Below are 17428 nucleotides of genomic sequence, written 5' to 3'. Positions count from 1 at the left end.
CACACCTGGTATAGTAATGTCAACTTTAAAAAGCTGGACAATCTGTTAGCGGAATATGGATTGACCGTCCGACGAAAAAGGTGGAGAACTGTAACCACTTTTTCGAAGCATTGGCTGAAAAAGTACTCCAATTTGATCAAGGAAGTGAAAGTTCAAGGACCGGAAGAAGTTTGGGTTGCAGATATTACCTACTTGGCGTTAAGAAACGGCTTTTCCTATCTATCGCTAGTAACGGACGCTTATTCGCGCAAAATTGTAGGCTATTGTTTGCACCCGACCTTAGAACATTGTGGCCCGCTCAGAGCGCTGAAAGATGCAATTGATCAGCGCCAGTATCCGGAAAAGCAGATCATCCATCACTCTGACAGAGGCATTCAATATTGCTGTGGAGACTACATCAAATGTCTTCGAGAGGCGAATTTCATGATCAGTATGACTGAAAAGGGTGACCCGTACGAAAATGCGATCGCGGAAAGGGTAAATGGGATATTGAAGGACGAGTTCGACCTGGATAAGGTCTTTGAAGATCATCAGCAAGCATTGATCGCGGTAAACCGGATTATACCCATTTACAACAATCATAGGCCGCACGCGAGCTGCGATTTTCTAACTCCGGAAAAAGCGCACCAGCTAAGCATCGTTCTGCGGAAGCGCTGGAAGACATACAGACGCTCGAGAAAACCGGATTGAAAATCCACGATAAAACTGTAAAGTCGAGAATTCAAGCTTGTATAGTAAAATCGACCCTTAAAAAACAAGGTGTATAGTTAATGTGCAGTTAGTCCCAAAAAGTGTATAGCTATTCTGCTTAAAGACAGCTTAAAGACAGAACAATTTCAAACGCTTTCGAACGAATTCAAACACTTTCAAACAAATCCGAATTTTTTAGAATGGAAGCGAACGCTTTCGAACAGATTCGAACATGGGCAGTGGTTTTCTCCCTAGCCAGCTATCGCCGGTACGTCGCGAAATGCGACTCCTCGGCAGGAGCTGGCCATGGGAAAACCCCTGGACCCTTGCTATTCGCCTTCCGGCTCATAGCTAATCAAAAAAGACACATGGAAAATCAGAAACAAAAAGGCAGACCGCCGAAGGAGAAAGGCACGGCCAAATGAGAGCACTTCTCAGTCTGGGTAAGTGCTGATCAAAAAAGACAGATTAATCTAGGCCAGAAAATGTCGATCTTAATGTATCTACCAACTTTACTAGTGTCTTTAGACTACGGATTTTGTTGCAGATTGAGAATCATTCCTAATTAGCTATATTCGTAAATCCCTTACCTATCGGTTACAATTGTATGGTTTCAAGAAAGCGGACGGCTTGTCTATTACTTTTGCTATTATTTCCTTCATTGAAAACCGTCGCTCAGCATTTACCAGGGTGTCAATTATTTTTGAAAAACAGAGTGGTGTCGCTGTCCGAAAGTACCGCGGACGAACTCGCGGCCAGCCATACCTATCACCGGTCAGTGCCTGAGCGAAAATCGCTGGTGATTATCCAGTTTAACCAAATTCCTGATCAAGCGACGCAGTCTCGCCTGAAGAATGTCGGTGTTGAATTGCTGGATTATGTTCCCGAGAATGCTTATACGGCAACATTGACCAGTTCTGTCAATGTAAGGAACCTGAAAAGCATGGGGGTACGGGCTGTGTTCAAGCCTGGGGCGGAAGATGTCGTGGAACCATCGTTGTTGTCCGGAATTGTGCCCAAGCATGCCCGCAAGGTTGCCGGTAAGTTCGATGTTAGACTAAGCTTCGCTCGATCGTTCACAGCAGAAGAGGTGATGCGTGACATTGCCCAAGCTGGCTTCGAGCTGGTATCGGGCGATTTGAAGTCCTACCGGGTTCTCGACGTCAGAATTCCGGAGGGCAGTGTTCGGAGCCTGGCGGGATTTCCCTGGGTACAATACATCACACCGGTTACGGCACCGGGAGAAATGCTCAACGACAAAAGTACGGCGAGTACCCGAGCGAACATACTTGCGTCTACCGCGATTATGGGCTATAAGCTTACAGGTGACGGAGTTGTAATAGGTCTTGGAGATTTTTCAAATCCCACCATACATCCGGATATCGGTTCGCGTGTCGTCAATCATGGTACAATCAGCAATTTTTGGCATGGTGTGCACGTAGGAGGTACGGCAGCCGGGTCGGGTCTTCTTAACGAAAAGTATCGGGGTTATGCGCCCGGATCTAAAATCGTTTATCAGGACTTGTCGGGGACATTGTCGAATGCAGCGCTGCTCGTCCAGGATTATGGGATGGTGGTAACCAGCAATACGTACGGCGGCTCCGACAACTGTAGCGGTTTTGGCAACTACTCTTTTGATGGCTCCTGGTTGGATGAACAGGCATTTAAATATCCCAATCTACAACACGTTTTTGCTGCCGGAAATAGTGGATCAGCGATTTGCCAGGGACTCTCCGGTGGTTTTGGCACGGTTCACGGCGGCTACCATTCAGCAAAGAACGTGCTGACAGTAGGAAATACCCAGCTAAACGGCGTGATCAACCTTTCCTCTTCCAAAGGGCCGGTTCAGGATGGGCGGATCAAACCGGAAGTAACCGCCCTGGGAACAAGTATTGTTTCAACCATACCAGGCAACACCTACCAGAGTGCTTCGGGAACCAGCATGGCTACGCCAGCAGTCACAGGCGGCGCGGCATTGCTATACCAGAGATATCGTCAGTTGCACCAGCAGAGTAACCCTAAAAATGCATTGATAAAAGCGTTGATCTGTAACGGTGCTAACGACCAGGGTTTGCCAGGGCCAGATTATACTTATGGTTTTGGGCAGATGAACCTGCTTCGTTCGGTAACTATGTTAGACGAAGGCCATTATTTTAGTGGACAGATCACACATTTGGCTACTAATACGCATCAGATCTTCGTGCCGGCAAATACTACCAAATTGAAAATCATGATCTATTGGAATGATCCTGGCGCGTCAGTGCTCGCGGGAGGAAAGGCGCTGGTAAACAATCTTGACCTTTCGGCAAGCCAGTCGGGAGGTGCCAAAGTCTTGCCCAAATTTCCTTCTATGGCTGCACCGACGGCCGCCGCGGTGTCAGGTGTTGATTCGGTCAATAACATCGAGCAAATCGTTCTGGATGATCCTGCCGCGGGTACATATTCGATTCAAGTGTCGGCTACACGGATTCCTCAGGGTGTGCAGGAATATTTTGTTGTTTACGATATCATAGAACCTTCTTTAACTGTCACATATCCTTTGGAAGGCGAGCATCTGACAAAAGGCGATGCCATTAATATCTGCTGGGAATCTTATGGAGATACGTTAAGCACATTCAATGTGGCCTATTCGCTTGACAACGGCGGTGTTTGGACAACCCTTAATGCCAGCGTAGCGGCAAACCAACGTCAATTGGCCTGGACTGTACCCGATGCGGCGACGGGTAATACGAAAGTGAGAGTAATCCGGAATGGCACTGCTTTCGCGAATGTAAGCGGCCCTTTCTCTGTTCTGGGAGTTCCGGCTGCGACGCTCCAATCCGTTCAATGTGAAGGCTACATTGCAGTTCAGTGGAATGCGGTCAGCGGGGCCTCGGACTACGAAGTCATGGTATCGACCGGAAACGAGATGAGGGCAATTGCAGTCACAACCGAGTTGAAATACACATTGGCGGGATTATCAAAAGACTCCACTTACTATGTATCGGTTAGGGCGCGGAAAAATCAGGTGCCAGGGCGACGCTCAGTGGCTATCATCAGAAAGCCTGATAACGGAACCTGTCAGGGAACAATTTCGGACAATGACGTCAAAATAGAAGCCGTCGTCGCACCTCTGCCAACAGTGAGGCTGTTCACGAAAACGGCATACTCTGCCAGTCAGCCCGTTACCGTTCGAATTAAAAATCTGGACGACCAGCCACTGACCAGGCCATTCGAGATAGGTTATTCGCTTGATGGCGAAATGCATTGGGAGCAAGTCAATATTACTTTACCGGCAGTCGCGAGCACAGAATATACTTTTCAGCAGCGTGTAGATTTGGCATCCATCACCGAAGCAACGTTACTGGTCCGTATACGGCTCACCGGTGACCCTGTAAACGGAAACGACTCCCTTACAGTCTGGCTGCGGCAGATTCCCAATCCAAAGCTGGTGTTACCTTTTTTCCAGAATACCGCGGCCCTACCGGCTCTGGATATCAGGGCGTCAACTTTAGGTATTCAGAACGCAGAGAAGTACGACTTTACAAGGATTCAAGGTTACGGCCGGTTAAGGACGCAAGCGCCTCCGATTCCTTACTGGCTATCTGAGAGCACATTTGTTCTGGACGCACCTGAACGTATCTTTTCTCCGACTCTGAGTTATTTAGAGGGCACCTTTAACTTGTCGGGATACCGGGTACGCGATGATGATATCAGACTTGATTTCCGCCATACCTACCGGGGTGGCGACTACAATTACGATTTGAACAGGGTATACATTCGCGGAAACAGCGACGATCCATGGATTACAGCCTATATTATTAATGGAGGACCCTATGGAGACACAGACATAGACAATAATTACAAACTGGCATCGGTGGAGATTTCGCAACTGCTCCGAAGTAACGGTCAGGAATTTTCGGCGGGTTTTCAGGTGAGGTGGGCGAGTTCGGCTTCCAATGTTTTTCCGGAAGGTGGCTACGCAATTCATGATATCAGGCTATTCAAAACCACTAGTGATGTGGAGGTCGTGACACTGGATGTGCCCTCAGCTTCGATTTGTGACTATCGCGGTTCTTATGCTATGAATGCAGTGTTCAAGAATAGTGGTACTGACGACTGTTTCAATGTTCCCGTCAAACTCTCTGTTGATGGTAACGTGTCGGAATACAACATTAACGTGATTCGGAAAGGTGAAAACAGCACCCTTACGGTCTATTATCCCGGAGAAATTTATAAGGAAGGAAAGCACCTTGTCAAAATATGGTGTGAAAAAGGTTCTGACATCAATCCGGCAAATGACACACTTACAGTTGAAACCTTCACCCCGGGCGTTGTTTCGGCGAATGGTTTTTACCTGGAAAATTTCGAATCCGGAAACGGAGGTTGGTATACCGAGGGAGCCCGCTCTTCGTGGCAGTTTGGTACGCCTAATAGCGCCGGTGTTGCGGGTGCCGCTAGCGGGAATGGCGCCTGGAAGACAAACCTTACCGGGCCTTATAACAATAACGAAGAGTCTTACCTGTATTCCCCGTGCCTCAATTTGAACCTAACGTATCCATTGTTGTTGAGTTTTAGTGCCCAAATGAACATGGAGTCCTGCAATGGGGATCTTTGTGACATGCTTTATGTCGAATACAGTTACGGATACGGATGGTATCGGCTAGGTATAAAAGGTGCCGGTGTGAATTGGTACAATAGTGAGAAACAAGGAATGGGATTTTGGGGTGGAGAGATTGCTGCCGGATGGCGGGTATTTACGACGCAGTTGCCCACAGCCGGGAATATGCGGCTCCGTTTTGTTTTTAAAAGCAATGCCGCCGGCAATGGAGAGGGAATTGCCATCGACGATATTCATATTTATAGCAATCTAGGGTACGATATTTATGAAGGAGGATCCGCTCCCCAGGAAATCGGCCCTGCCAATGCGCCGGGTAACGACTGGACCTACTATATTATTGATAACCAAATCGTCGCGTCGGTACATCCGCAAGGGCAGGATATCGGGGGGATCAATCTCAGGACTTTCGTCAATGATGGGCCGTTGCGGGTGAGCGAGAAGCAGTTGGTGCTGGATCGGAATTTTGTAATAAGTTCGGCCAAAAATTTTGAGACGCCGGTTGGAGTTCGATTGTACATTCCCGAGAAAGATATTGAAAGGATGGTGAAGGCGGCAGACAGTCCGAACGTAAGTAAACCGAGATCGGCTTACGACCTCGCTGTGACAAAATATTCGGGACCAAACCAGGATGGTGACCTGACCAACAATACAAGGGAAGCATGGGACTATTTTACGCACGATGTAGTCACGAAGGTACCTTTCCGAAACGGATATTACATTGAATTTGCCATAAAGAGCTTCTCGGAATTCTGGCTCGCGAAAAATTACATTGGAACAGGAGCGCCTTTGCCAGTGACACTGATTGGTTTCACAGCCGAGAAACGGAGTTCCGGTGAAAGTGTTACGGTAAATTTGCAGTGGTCGACAGCTTCCGAGAAAGATTTTAGTCACTTTGTGGTGGAGGTGGCGGTGGGTTCCGAAAATCTGAAAATGGGATTGTTCCATGACCTTGGAACGATTGCCGGGCAAGGTATGGGTGGAACCAGAAAATACTACTTTCTCGACGGGCAGGGCAGGCCTGGCTCAACGCGTTACTACCGTCTGAAAATGGTCGACTTGGACGGTAGCTTCACGTATTCATCAATGAGGTCCGTCGTTTTTGATCATAATCCGGAATGGCACGTTTTCCCAAATCCGTCAAAAGGGATTTTCAGCCTCGAACCAAAAACGGAAATAAAAGGCCCGGCTGTCATCGAAGTGATCGACCAGACTGGCAAGCTGTGCAGAAAATTGGAATTTCAGCAGGCTGGGCCAGTTTTGGAAGTCGATCTCGGCTCGCCGGACGTGGCCAACGGGCTTTATCTAATCAAATTGACATCAAATCAGAGAGAAAGGTGGTTTAGGGTTGTGAAGGAGTAAATGATACCGGAAACTCTACTTTCAACCCTCTGAATACCTGAGGAGGTCAGTACATAGATTCAACATTGCCCGCTAGTAACGGCGTGTCCAAACTTACATAAAAACAAAGATTTATAATCGCATTGGATAAAAAAAGGCCACTCAACCTCAGCCATTGTTATTTAAGCTTAAACCAAAAAAACTAAACCATTGCCTCCAAGCAGAATAGCTTTGGTAAGCAGATACACTACCCTAAAGATACAACCAATATAGATGAACTGTATCCAATGGTACTTTCTCTTAACCCATAGATCTATACGCAGTTAACAACAGCTACGGCGATGTGTTTTCCGGAACCACGTTCTCGGTAGAGACCCGTGAACACTCATGTAGACCTACCCAAAATGTTTGCTTCTCTCAATTGGCCTCCTCACAAGTATTTAGACGTTTTGGTGTAGGGTTTCCGGTGTTTCCCCTGTACATCCGGGATTACGATGGCAGTTTCTTAGAGTTCGCGAATGTGGGCGGGGCCAGCGTCCGTAGCATCTAGCTTTCAGTTCAAGGCAGTAGCGCTTTTATCAATGGCTTATGAAAGCCGAACGAGTTCCGAGTGAGCCGCTGTCTATTACGGAGATATGGGGCTCTTCGCCACTTTTGATGGTGGGGCTATCTATTTTTAGCCAGTAACATTTTTGTAAGCAGGTCAATTCCGGCCCTTCCGTACATAGATCTCTTGATTGTTTTCAGCTTATTAATATGGCCTTCTACTTTCCCGCTTGAGATATCGGAATTAATTGCTTGTTCGACCGCGTGATAGTCGCTCTTGATGCCTTTTGCAAAGTTTTTCAAAAGGGAGTCGGGATGCGAGGCACTTTCCAGCCATTCGTCAAAACTGCCATGGTGCTGCTTGCCCAAGAGTGTTTTGAATTGTTGGGCAAGCTCAGCGGCCTTCTGAATTGGAGCACTGTGCTGGCAGAGAAAAGTAAAGAATTCCAGATCCTTAGCTGGCAATAAGGATGTATCTGTTAGGGCAATGAAGGCCAGCTTGGTGCTTGACCAGGTTTGCTGTCTGGCAAGTGGTTGGGGTTTATCAAGGGGCTGCCCCACTAAATTTTGCGCTACAAGCCGATTCATTCTTTCGCAAAAGCTGGTGTATTTGCCGTTAAAGCCCTGTGCTATCATGTCCGCAAGAAGCTGCTTATAAGTCGTCTGTGGCCCGTAATTCTGTTGGATGTATGGAATGAAGTGATCGAAATTGGTCGAATACTCAGAGGTGGTTGGGGTATTCCGAGCTGGCAAGACATCCAAATGGATATATCTCCTTATGGATTTCCTGTTTGATTTCAGGTGAGCAGCTATTGCGTTGATACTATGTCCCTGAGCATAGAGTTTCTTGGTTTGCTCAAATTTAAACTGCCTACGGGGACTAACATTTCCCGTGAATAATTCGGAATTTTCAGTTTGTATGCGCTTGCCGGTTGCAGTTTCATGGTTAAGAGGAATGGATTGATTACGTGCATTTTGCTTGTCATGAAAGGCTACGAAACATTTTTTGATCGTTTCGCTTTGTCTTTGCATTGCTCTATCGAGTGCTTCTCTGAGGTTAACCAGCAAATGAAAGCGGTCGGCTACCTGCCTGGCTTGCGGGGCACCCTTGCGAATACCTAATGAATAGGCCGATGCCCTGTCCCTGGCCACAGTATGCACCTCCGGGTGTTGTTTGAGCCAAGCTTCGAGCGCTTCCGCACTGCGACCTTCCCATAAGTCGATAACCCTATTCTGATGTAGGTCCACCAGGATTGTACCATAGGTTCGGCCCTTTTTTAAAGCCCAATCATCTACCCCGATGATACCGGAGCATATAATGCTATCGACAGCCGGCAGCGATTTTATCATTCGGATCACTGTGGCTGCACTTACGGAGCTACCCACCCACCGGCTAATCATCGCCGTCTTGACACCTCCCAATTCCAAACCGATCTTTGTCAAAAGGTCCCGGCTGCGTTGCAAGCGGCGACTGTAAGTGCCTAATTCTGAACAGAACCGTTCAGTAAATATCTTGCGTGCACAGATGTGGTTTCGGCATATGAACCTTCTACTTCGGAGGTTGATCTTCACCTGATAGTTAGAAACAGGTAAATCAGCTAGCTGGCGTTGATAATAACTATGGATTGACTTGCTCTTCTTTTTACAAAGAGGGCATCTGGAGTACCTTTGCAAGGAACTTGCGTTGACCAATACTTTTCCTTGCCAAAGATTAATCTTAACCTCTCCAAGCTTCATGCCAGGGGGTAGTATAAGGCGACTGTTGAGCACAATTATATTTATTAAATACACATATAATATATACATTAGTGCTCAAATAATCCAGAGAGATGGGCAAGCCGGTACTAAAAATTAAAGGATATGCAGCCGAAGATATTCGGTCATTGTTACACAGCGACCCAGTGTTATCTGTTGCAACTCGACTGAATATGGTTTATCAAGTAGCCACCGGGCTATCGAGTCGGCAGGTTGCCAGAATCTATGGGGTCAGCTTTAAACAGGTCATTAATTGGGTGCACCGGTTCGAAAACGAAGGCATCGAAGGGCTATACGACCTCCCAGGGCGCGGTAGAAGGTCAATTCTGTCATTATCTGACCTTGAAGACATTCGAGATGTTGTCTTGAATTGCCCTCCTGATGAGTTTGGATATTCTCAAAAACGTTGGTCTGGCCCGCTATTGCTTGAATGGATCAATAAGAAATACAACACCCAGTATAGAAGCTCCCAGATTTATAAGCTTTTAGACAGAATTGGAGTAGAATTTAAGAAGCAGGTGGGCTATGTAGCCAAATAATTGTGTAATTTTTAATTACGTTTTGTCATCAAAAGTGAAGAAGAGCCCATGATACTCCGAAATGACTGGCCCGGTGAAGTCCGTTTTAGACAGCCGCCTCGCAGAGCCAGATTTCCCGTTTGTGTAGCAACGGTACATCTGGCCTACCACGGATAGACAGGTGGTAGCATCTAATTTTCGCGTGTCTGAAGTAGGTACAATTCCTTACCCGAGAGGCAGCGCAAGCCTGGGAAACGTCACTATTGAGCCAAATTCGGTGGGAAGAAGGAAATTAAGTCCAAAATGCGCCTCTGAGACCATTTTGGAACAAAAATCCTGCTTTTGGCGCTTTCCTGACTCCTTTTTACTCAATTCAGCCGCATTTACCTCAAAAGCGACCTCTCTCCATGGATTGGTAAGACAATACCAAGGAATAGATCGAATTCCTGCATGCTCACTGAAAACCATCGTTCATAAGAGTCAACCAAACTTTTCTTGCAAACCCCGTAGGATCCCAGCACTACAGATAACAGATGGGCCTCTTTGTTTCTATATTGACAAAAATGACTTAAAGAGACTAGAGTCTGGATTCTTTCCGACTGTTCATCATGCGAATTATTCAATTGACAGCCATGTGATTGTAAATTGAAATCAATCTAGTTTTCTAAAAGAGATTTGATTTGTCTTTCCAGCCCTTGGCTCGGTCGATCCGCATAAGTTTCAACGATCTTATAATCTTTATCAATCAATACATATCTTGGAAATACAGTCAGATCATATCTTTCAATTATGGTTTTCTCCCACTGTGAATTCGCCCAAAGATTAATCGTTTTAAGTCCGAACCGCTCGCTCCACTTCTTCCACATCTCTTCGGAAGTATTTACGCAGACGCTGACAATCCTGACTGGTCTGTCTTTAAATGTATCTGCCAATCTATTTTCAGCCGGAAATTCCTCAATACAGGGCCTGCATCCGGCAAACCAGAAAGAAAGCACAATAATATTGCCTTTTAGAGACCTGAGCCAAGTCAGCGAATCTCTAGAATCAATAAGAACAAAATTGGGTGGTACCTTTCCCTTCCCAGCTCGGTTATCTTTACTTTGAAAAAACGATTTTAATTCATCCAGCCAGACCGTATTAGAAAAAATTGAATCGCGGTTGTTGATGTAATCCTTAGCAACCTCCCTTTTATAGTGGTTAAATACCAACTGAATGGTAAATGCTTTAAACAAATCTAAAGCTTCGCCCGACAACTCTTTATTTGCTTGCTCGATATGGTAGTCAAGAAAATTAGACTTTGACCCGTGTTCAAGATCATAATCAGTCCGTCGCTTGTTGAATAATTCGTATAAAAAAAGATAATATGGATAAGAATATTTTGCGGCATCGTTGTTTAACGCAAGGGAATCCAAAAAACGATAATATGTGGGAGGAATCGAATCTTTCACCTGTCGCGATAATTCGCGTTGTAGAGGGGCATTCATCCGCTCCGTTGCATCAGAATAGCGGTTCTCCCAATACTCAAAACTTTGATACCACCTAGGCAACTCACCTTTATTCGCATTGAAGAATTGAAGCTCTTCAAGATACAGCTCGGTCATCTTAGTGCCAAATTCCTCCAATGTTGCGGATCTTTGCGCAGCCAAGGTCCGCCTTGTCTTGAACGGTGTGGCTACTGAAAGATCCTTTCTTATCAGATACTCATTAATGGCCCTCAGGCTATCTGGGGCATCAATTGAGGATCTTGCTAGATTTTTAAAGTCCAGATTGCAGACAAGCGTTGAACCAGGGGTCAAGAGAAGTGTCAGTTCTTTACCAGTGGTTTTCAGGGTTACTTTCTGGGGCAAACCAATGGGGAGCAAGTAATTCCTGTTTCCAGATCCTACCGGAATCGTATCACTCAGCCTAACTTCCTGATCAGGAAACATTTTGTAGGTGAATATATGCCAAATTTTCTGATCTGAATTATTGACATAGTTTATTGTCAAACTAGCAGTTCCCTTGAAATTATACCAGAAGGAAATTTGCGCAAAGGACTTCGTACAGACAAAAGATGAACACCACAATGTCACGATTGAAATCCTTAAGTATTTCATAAAATTGACTATCTGGTTCTTCATACGATAAGCCTTAGAAACATACAGAATTGATAAATCACCGCCGGAAAAAGTCAATGACATGATGGTGACTTTCGAAGTTAACTATAATTTACATTACAGAGTGAAGGCAGATCTGCAAATTTGGATCTAGTTAGTTTTCCATACAATTCGCTTAGCTTCGATCATCCTGGCGTTGACTGTCCATATTGGACGGCTTCTTGATCGCATCTAGAACCGCGCCTTTTCAAAACGGTTATTTACTTGTTGCACCTGCTGCTTATATGGTAAAAGTTAGATATACTCTGCCGAAACGCTAGCATTACTTGCTTGGAGTTGTATTGGGACCTCACACATAAGAGTTAGTTAAATTTTTTCTTGCTAGCCTCTTCACAATTACGGAGGGGTTGCAATAAAAAATTTAGAAGCTGTCAAAGTGATTTAAAGGGGTATTCTGGAGATAGGCTATAATTCGCATGCTGCAGGAGGCCATTCAGTCTTTTTGGCCCTCGAATTGGGTTTGCACTTCGGTCCCATCCGCATAGTCAATAAATATGTCTTTTCCCTTAATCTCTCCAATCTTTTCGTCAAGTCTCCTAAAAATCGTAATCGTTTGACCATTCCGCTTTAACGTAATATCATACACGAAGCGCGCATTTATTATCGAAGCCTGATAAAAAGTATAGTCCATGACTGGCTTTCCATCAGAGTTTTTGGCTATCAAAACAGTGGCACGATTACCGGGCGTAGCCAAATCTTTCGAGATTCCACCGACCGATAGCTTGCTAGCGTTGTACAAACCCGAAGCCTCTTCAAAAATTTGATTGTCATCGACGATCGCCTCTAGTACGGGGTCACCGCGATGGCATGATAATTGGAGTAACCCAATAGCCAGCAATAAGTAGAATTTCGAAAAAGACGATAGCATAATTGGGTACGTGTCGGTTCACTATATCCACTGTTGATCCTCAAATTAATTACTCCGCGCTCTTGAGCTTAGTCTCGTCAGGTGTTTTTTAGCCCTTGATCCAGCTGTTTTTGCAACAGTTGGACTTTTTCCTGCTCTGATTTCAAAAGTCGCTCATACAAGCTCTTATTCTCCTCCATCGCCTGGATCCATTTTTCAACTGGATTGAAAGTGCACTGGAAATTGACCGTTGGGCCAGCGTGGATTACCGAATTGTCATAGTTGTTTTGGATGTTATGAATCGCTGTTTCCTCGTCGAAGTTTTTGATAGCCTCAGAGGGTACGTTAAGAATTTTGGCGACCTGATCCAATATATCCTGTTCAATGACTTCTTTCTGCTCAAGTAACGAAACTCTCTTTTGAGACCACTCTTCCCCAAGCTCAAACGCCAACCGTTCCTGTTTTATTCCAAGCATTTCTCGAAAACGCCTGACGTTGCGACCTTGGTGAATGTGTTTTGTCATTTGTGGCGAAGTACTCATTTTTAAAGATAAGGTTTCTCTGATTCTGATCAAAAGCCTAAAATAGCTGTTTTTGGGCTATTAAACCATAGTTTTTACATTTTTTAGAATCGCGCAAGTTCCGAGTTTCAGCATTTGTTTCACTCAAACAGCGATGATGATGAGATATATTTCTGAAAATGTCAACGATCTGAAACCGATCTGGATGTCAAGTCTGGAGACCGAGCGCCCGGAGAAAATACTCCCGGAATTTTGGAGAAATTATACGATTGCTGATTGCAGGTTCTTTCTGTGGCAGATGCTCTCAACATCGATATCGGCCGAAGGCCAGCATGTAGATGCCAGCCCTGGAGAGCAACTCTACTTTTTTGAGAATTTAGTGGTGTACCTTGAAGCATCGTTTGTGTTGGGTCAGCATCGATCTTTGTCAAAAGCCGAAGCAGGTGAACGCGATCATATTAAGCCTCGTGAATCTTCCGGGGAGCTGGAACCATCAGAGAGGCGGCCAGATCGAGGAAGCCTACCCAAGAAGCTGAATAAGCGCCTTAAACGCCTTTCGATCTGGCATCGTGATGGATTCGATGACCCGTACGCGATTCTTGATTCCTTTTTTGACGCGTACGACCTAACAACCTTTAAGGCGAGATTGTACGATGTTTTGCAGGCGTGCCGTCAAGAAAAATATTACGACAAGGGTTACCCAGCCGATGTACTATACCTTCTAGAAAAGGTTGAATCGATCATCAATGCCGCCTACCTGATTCTGAGCGGTGAAAAGGAAAAGCGGCTAGCGAAGTCGAAACTATCAGCCGAAGTCACGAGCAAAGCTGGCGTCAGACCGGAAGGAGAAATTGAACTACCTGCCGGTACTATCCAATGCTTGACAGAATTTTTTGAGTATAAGAGCCTAAAAAAGTGGAAACAGGAACTTAACCGGATTTGCCTTTACTCCCTAAGTAGCCAGTCTGCTCAGGAGTGGGGAGTTTACATTGACTTGCTTACCCTATACCAGCTACTTGGCAGACTAGCGGAAACGGCTTTTGATCTTCGAAAAATAAATCAGCGTTGGTGCAACGGCTGAAAGAAAGTATCTTGGGGCTTTGGTAGGGCGGTGATTCTGTTTCATCTTGGTGGATTGTTGCAAGCTCTGTCCTACCTATATCCTTTTAAAATTACGCGGCGCACTTTCGGTCTGAGGTTTAGCAGCAAGAAGCGATTGCTGCCAACGAATCGGAGCTAAATCGGCACTCTGTTGGCTATTCTCCGCCAACTTAGCTATCCTGGGAATATTTCTAAAATCGACCCATTAAAGTAATGAAATGCGAATGGCAAGTGCGGAAAAATGATAAATCAGGGAAATGGTAAAGCGGCTTCATTGAGCACCGGCGACCCAGAGTGGCAATCGGTCGAAAGCAAGGCTCTTGACCTTGCTGCTCCGGGAAATACCCTCGACTGGTATGTGTTAACGTAGGTCACCAGCTCATTGTTGAACCAATTAATAGCGTATACTTCAAGGGAACGTAGACGGGAGATGAAGCAGATAGAACCGGATTTCGCAAAGATTAAGATACTCGAAGAGCTATTTGAGGAAGTTCACGGCATTAATTCCAACCCTGAAAATTTCAAAAGTATTGGAAGAATGGAGGCGATTATTGGCTATTATGCTCCTAAATTGACTGCGATCCATAATGCTGGATGAAGAGAGCGGAGGTTTTGCTTTTGCAAAAGCTGATGCGAAATATGAGCTACCAGCGTCCGACTATCAGGAAATTCTTGTCAACCCGCCACTATATAGCCAACAAAGAACCACATTTGTAAAACTGATAATAATTACCTCGGAGCTCAGCCCACTGCCGGAGAGACAGGGCCTCAAAAGCAAGCCGAAGCACAACTTGCTGGTAACTCTGCGATCTTGCAACGCGGATAACTTTCGGGGCCGTCACCCCTCAACGCCCAAAATAGAGAAACCATCTGGTGTTAACCCTTCATTTCCGCACATGCGGTTCCACGGTGAAATAACTCATTGGTTAAGTATGGGTCGGGAATAGGTTCAGCTTTATCTCGGAAACAACTTCTTCCGACGACCCATTACTCTTTTTAAAAAGTAAAGCGATTAGGTGGAAATCATGTTACTTGGAATGAATTATGAGGGCGCCCGCCCGCTGCGAAATCTAACGGTCAACTGCTGCCGAATACCCACCAGCGCAAGATTTCGCCAAAAATGTAGTTGCCAATGGGAAATCGGCCACTTGGAAATTTAGCGTGTTTCAAGCATAGTGTTAAATTCTGTTCCTTTTTTCACTCGAAAGGACAGGAAGATTTGTACAAGATGATAGATTAGGCTATTTTTCTTCAAACAAGGAGTTTTATATGTCAGAAATAATCTGCCAATACAAGCTAAGTTGCTTTTCACCGCTTCCACCCTGGGGTACAGCTTTCGGGCTCGACACGCCATTCCTTTTTACGTTTGAAATGTTTGGAAACGAAGCTACCAAAATGATGTACACGGTACGAATCGAATCAAACAGATACATTGCGGGTATGTGGGAAGAGGAAAGACGAATTCTGAGCGAGGATGAATCATGGCTAAGGCGACTGTTTTTTTCGCTTAACGATTTCATCATTGAATATTATCGAACATTCAGACAGCTGCCAAGTACGGCGAATGCCTATTGCAACGGGCGAAGTTACAACGGGGTTCTGTTCTCAGTAATGGAAGGAAATCAGTTAGATTGGCGTAATCACGTCATATTTTGTTGATGAATGATCCGGAAGACTATGCTTAATTCCCTGTCGGAAGCCATTCTGCCATATTCTTTATCGATACTGACCAATGACTGCGCGGCATTGTAATCATATTCCTTCGAGTGATATTTCCTTGGAAATCTAGTTTCTCTAAGCATACTTCATTATGAATAAGTTTCTTAGTATACCCTAATTTCGTTACTTGGATTCCAGCGCCATTGCTCCCCTGAGCGTCTCAAAAAATTTACGCCCCAGGTCAAGCCTTTTTCCATTATCGGAAGGCAAGGAGATATCGATAAAATCGACAGGTTTGCCATGGCTTTCATTTGCGTTGTAAATTTTGATCAAAATAAGTGCATGGCGCTGTTCTTCGGCGTGCCAAGTATTCCTGACCAGTTCGGCCGCTATTTTGTAGGTGCGGGCCGGATTAGTAACTAGCAGATAGTTATCCCCCTTAGGAAATTTGCATTGTCGTAGATCAATTCCATTGAGGAAAGACACACCTCTTAATTCGGCCTGGGAGAAATCGACATTTTCCATCGGATTGAAAATGGAATACTTCTTCTTGGCGTATATCAGTTTCTCAAACCAACTAAAAGGCGGGTCTAGTTTTCCCTGGAAAAAGACGGATTCGATCGAGCCAATAAACTTGGTGTTGCAAAACTGACTCGCGCTAAAGTGAGTAGTCGACAATTTGCAGTTTTCAAAAGAGCAGTCGCGCAGGATAGGAAATCCGAAAATTACCCGGCATAAGTTGCTTCGATGAAACACGACATTTTCAAACGAGCCTGATTCTGACCAGCGCGACGTGTTCATATAAGCATCCCGGAAATCACAGCGTGAAAAAATGCATTCGGAAAAGTTAGAGGCTTCGATATGCACCTCTCTGAAATCCGTCCTGCTGAAAAGGCTGCCTTTTACATTGCATTTAGTCCACCATGTTCCTCGCAAGTCAGCATAGGACAAATCAACAGACTCCCAATTCAACCGGCGAAGGATCAATGGTCTAGAATCCTTTGGATTTTCCACAAATACTAATCCTCTCAGGTCTATACGCCCGTCGATTTTTGGATGATCCTTTAATATCGCAAACATTTTACGGGGAGTAGCTAGAATGCGCTTGCGTATCACAGCCCATTTCCCTGTGGTCCAGCGGTCGATTAACTGCTCTGTTATCATATTTCGAGGGCCAACGTTCTCAATGGTGACAAACATAAGCAAACTGGCGAACATCGAGTCAATTTGAATGTCACCCATTTAGAAATCGAAAGGGTCTAGGATTTCCACACTGCGAATTTTAGATTTGTTTTCTTGATAATATTAAAACAGAAAAAGTGATGGAAAGGATGAGGGGAGCGGATGAAAGCAAAGGCGGCCTGTCGCTAGATCAATTGGTTACGCTTGCAGACTTGAAAAGTGTTCGAGACGAGCTTTTAGCAGCAATTAACAGGACGAGGGTATCTTCGCCAGACACCGCAAAGAAATGGCTCAAATCTTCTGAATTAAGAAAACTCCTAAACATTTCACCGGGTAAGTTGTTAGCTCTGAGAGCTAACCGTCAGCTCGCGTTTATTACATTAGGAGGAGTAATCTATTACGACAGGGACGACATCGAGGCGATGATCCAAAAGGCTAAAGTACCAATTTTGATTGGCAAGGCATGAATACCGCATATCAGACTTACGGTCGAGGATGTGATGTGCCTCCCAGGC

At 45.2% G+C, this 17428-nt stretch carries 10 protein-coding genes and 1 pseudogene; 6 read left to right on the top strand and 5 right to left on the bottom strand.

From position 1 onward, the window contains the following. Window positions 1-27 precede the first annotated feature (27 nt). Together AAHB90_RS15900 and AAHB90_RS15895 are read left to right on the top strand one after the other, a co-directional pair. Window positions 28-690 (top strand): annotated as a pseudogene (locus AAHB90_RS15900) (IS3 family transposase); the annotation flags it as partial. Window positions 691-1393: 703 nt separating this feature from the next. Further along, a complete protein-coding gene (locus AAHB90_RS15895) occupies window positions 1394-6649 on the top strand; it encodes a S8 family serine peptidase (RefSeq protein WP_342086194.1) in 5256 nt (1751 codons plus the stop codon). A gap of 645 nt (window positions 6650-7294) precedes the next feature. On the opposite strand, the gene AAHB90_RS15890 is transcribed toward AAHB90_RS15895, so the two are convergent. Beyond that, window positions 7295-8911 carry an ISL3 family transposase gene (locus AAHB90_RS15890; protein ID WP_342086193.1) on the bottom strand — a complete coding sequence of 539 codons (1617 nt, stop codon included), beginning with the start codon at window positions 8909-8911 and terminating at the stop codon, window positions 7295-7297. 92 nt (window positions 8912-9003) lie between these two features. On the opposite strand from AAHB90_RS15890, the gene AAHB90_RS15885 reads away from it, so the two are divergent. Continuing rightward, window positions 9004-9468, top strand: coding sequence for a helix-turn-helix domain-containing protein (locus tag AAHB90_RS15885; RefSeq protein WP_342086192.1), 465 nt, complete (start codon window positions 9004-9006; stop codon window positions 9466-9468). Window positions 9469-10103: 635 nt separating this feature from the next. On the opposite strand, the gene AAHB90_RS15880 is transcribed toward AAHB90_RS15885, so the two are convergent. The 3 genes from AAHB90_RS15880 to AAHB90_RS15870 form a co-directional block, all read right to left on the bottom strand. Continuing rightward, a complete protein-coding gene (locus AAHB90_RS15880; RefSeq protein ID WP_342086191.1) occupies window positions 10104-11627 on the bottom strand; it encodes a TlpA family protein disulfide reductase in 1524 nt (507 codons plus the stop codon). A gap of 409 nt (window positions 11628-12036) precedes the next feature. Then, window positions 12037-12471 (bottom strand): hypothetical protein, encoded by a 435-nt coding sequence (locus AAHB90_RS15875; RefSeq protein WP_342086190.1) that lies wholly within the window; start codon window positions 12469-12471, stop codon window positions 12037-12039. Window positions 12472-12548: 77 nt separating this feature from the next. After that, a complete protein-coding gene (locus tag AAHB90_RS15870; RefSeq protein WP_342086189.1) occupies window positions 12549-12992 on the bottom strand; it encodes a helix-turn-helix domain-containing protein in 444 nt (147 codons plus the stop codon). Between the two features lie 133 nt (window positions 12993-13125). Here AAHB90_RS15870 and AAHB90_RS15865 point away from each other — a divergent pair, with 133 nt between their 5' ends. After that, window positions 13126-14052, top strand: coding sequence for a hypothetical protein (locus AAHB90_RS15865; protein ID WP_342086188.1), 927 nt, complete (start codon window positions 13126-13128; stop codon window positions 14050-14052). Between the two features lie 450 nt (window positions 14053-14502). Then, window positions 14503-14670 (top strand): hypothetical protein, encoded by a 168-nt coding sequence (locus AAHB90_RS15860; RefSeq protein ID WP_342086187.1) that lies wholly within the window; start codon window positions 14503-14505, stop codon window positions 14668-14670. A gap of 1244 nt (window positions 14671-15914) precedes the next feature. Here AAHB90_RS15860 and AAHB90_RS15855 read toward each other — a convergent pair. Continuing rightward, the gene (locus AAHB90_RS15855) at window positions 15915-16973 is read right to left on the bottom strand and encodes a pentapeptide repeat-containing protein (RefSeq protein WP_342086186.1); all 1059 of its coding nucleotides are present in this window, start codon (window positions 16971-16973) and stop codon (window positions 15915-15917) included. A gap of 80 nt (window positions 16974-17053) precedes the next feature. Between AAHB90_RS15855 and AAHB90_RS15850 the strand changes: the two genes are divergently transcribed. Next, complete coding sequence (locus AAHB90_RS15850) at window positions 17054-17380, top strand: helix-turn-helix domain-containing protein (protein WP_342086185.1); 327 nt, start codon at window positions 17054-17056, stop codon at window positions 17378-17380. Window positions 17381-17428: the final 48 nt, after the last annotated feature.

Origin of the sequence: Dyadobacter sp. OTU695 (assembly GCF_038440355.1) — a bacterium.
Classification (GTDB): Bacteria; Bacteroidota; Bacteroidia; order Cytophagales; family Spirosomataceae; genus Dyadobacter.
Note: the sequence above shows the minus strand (reverse complement) of the source record. Positions and strands in the feature narration are given on the sequence as shown.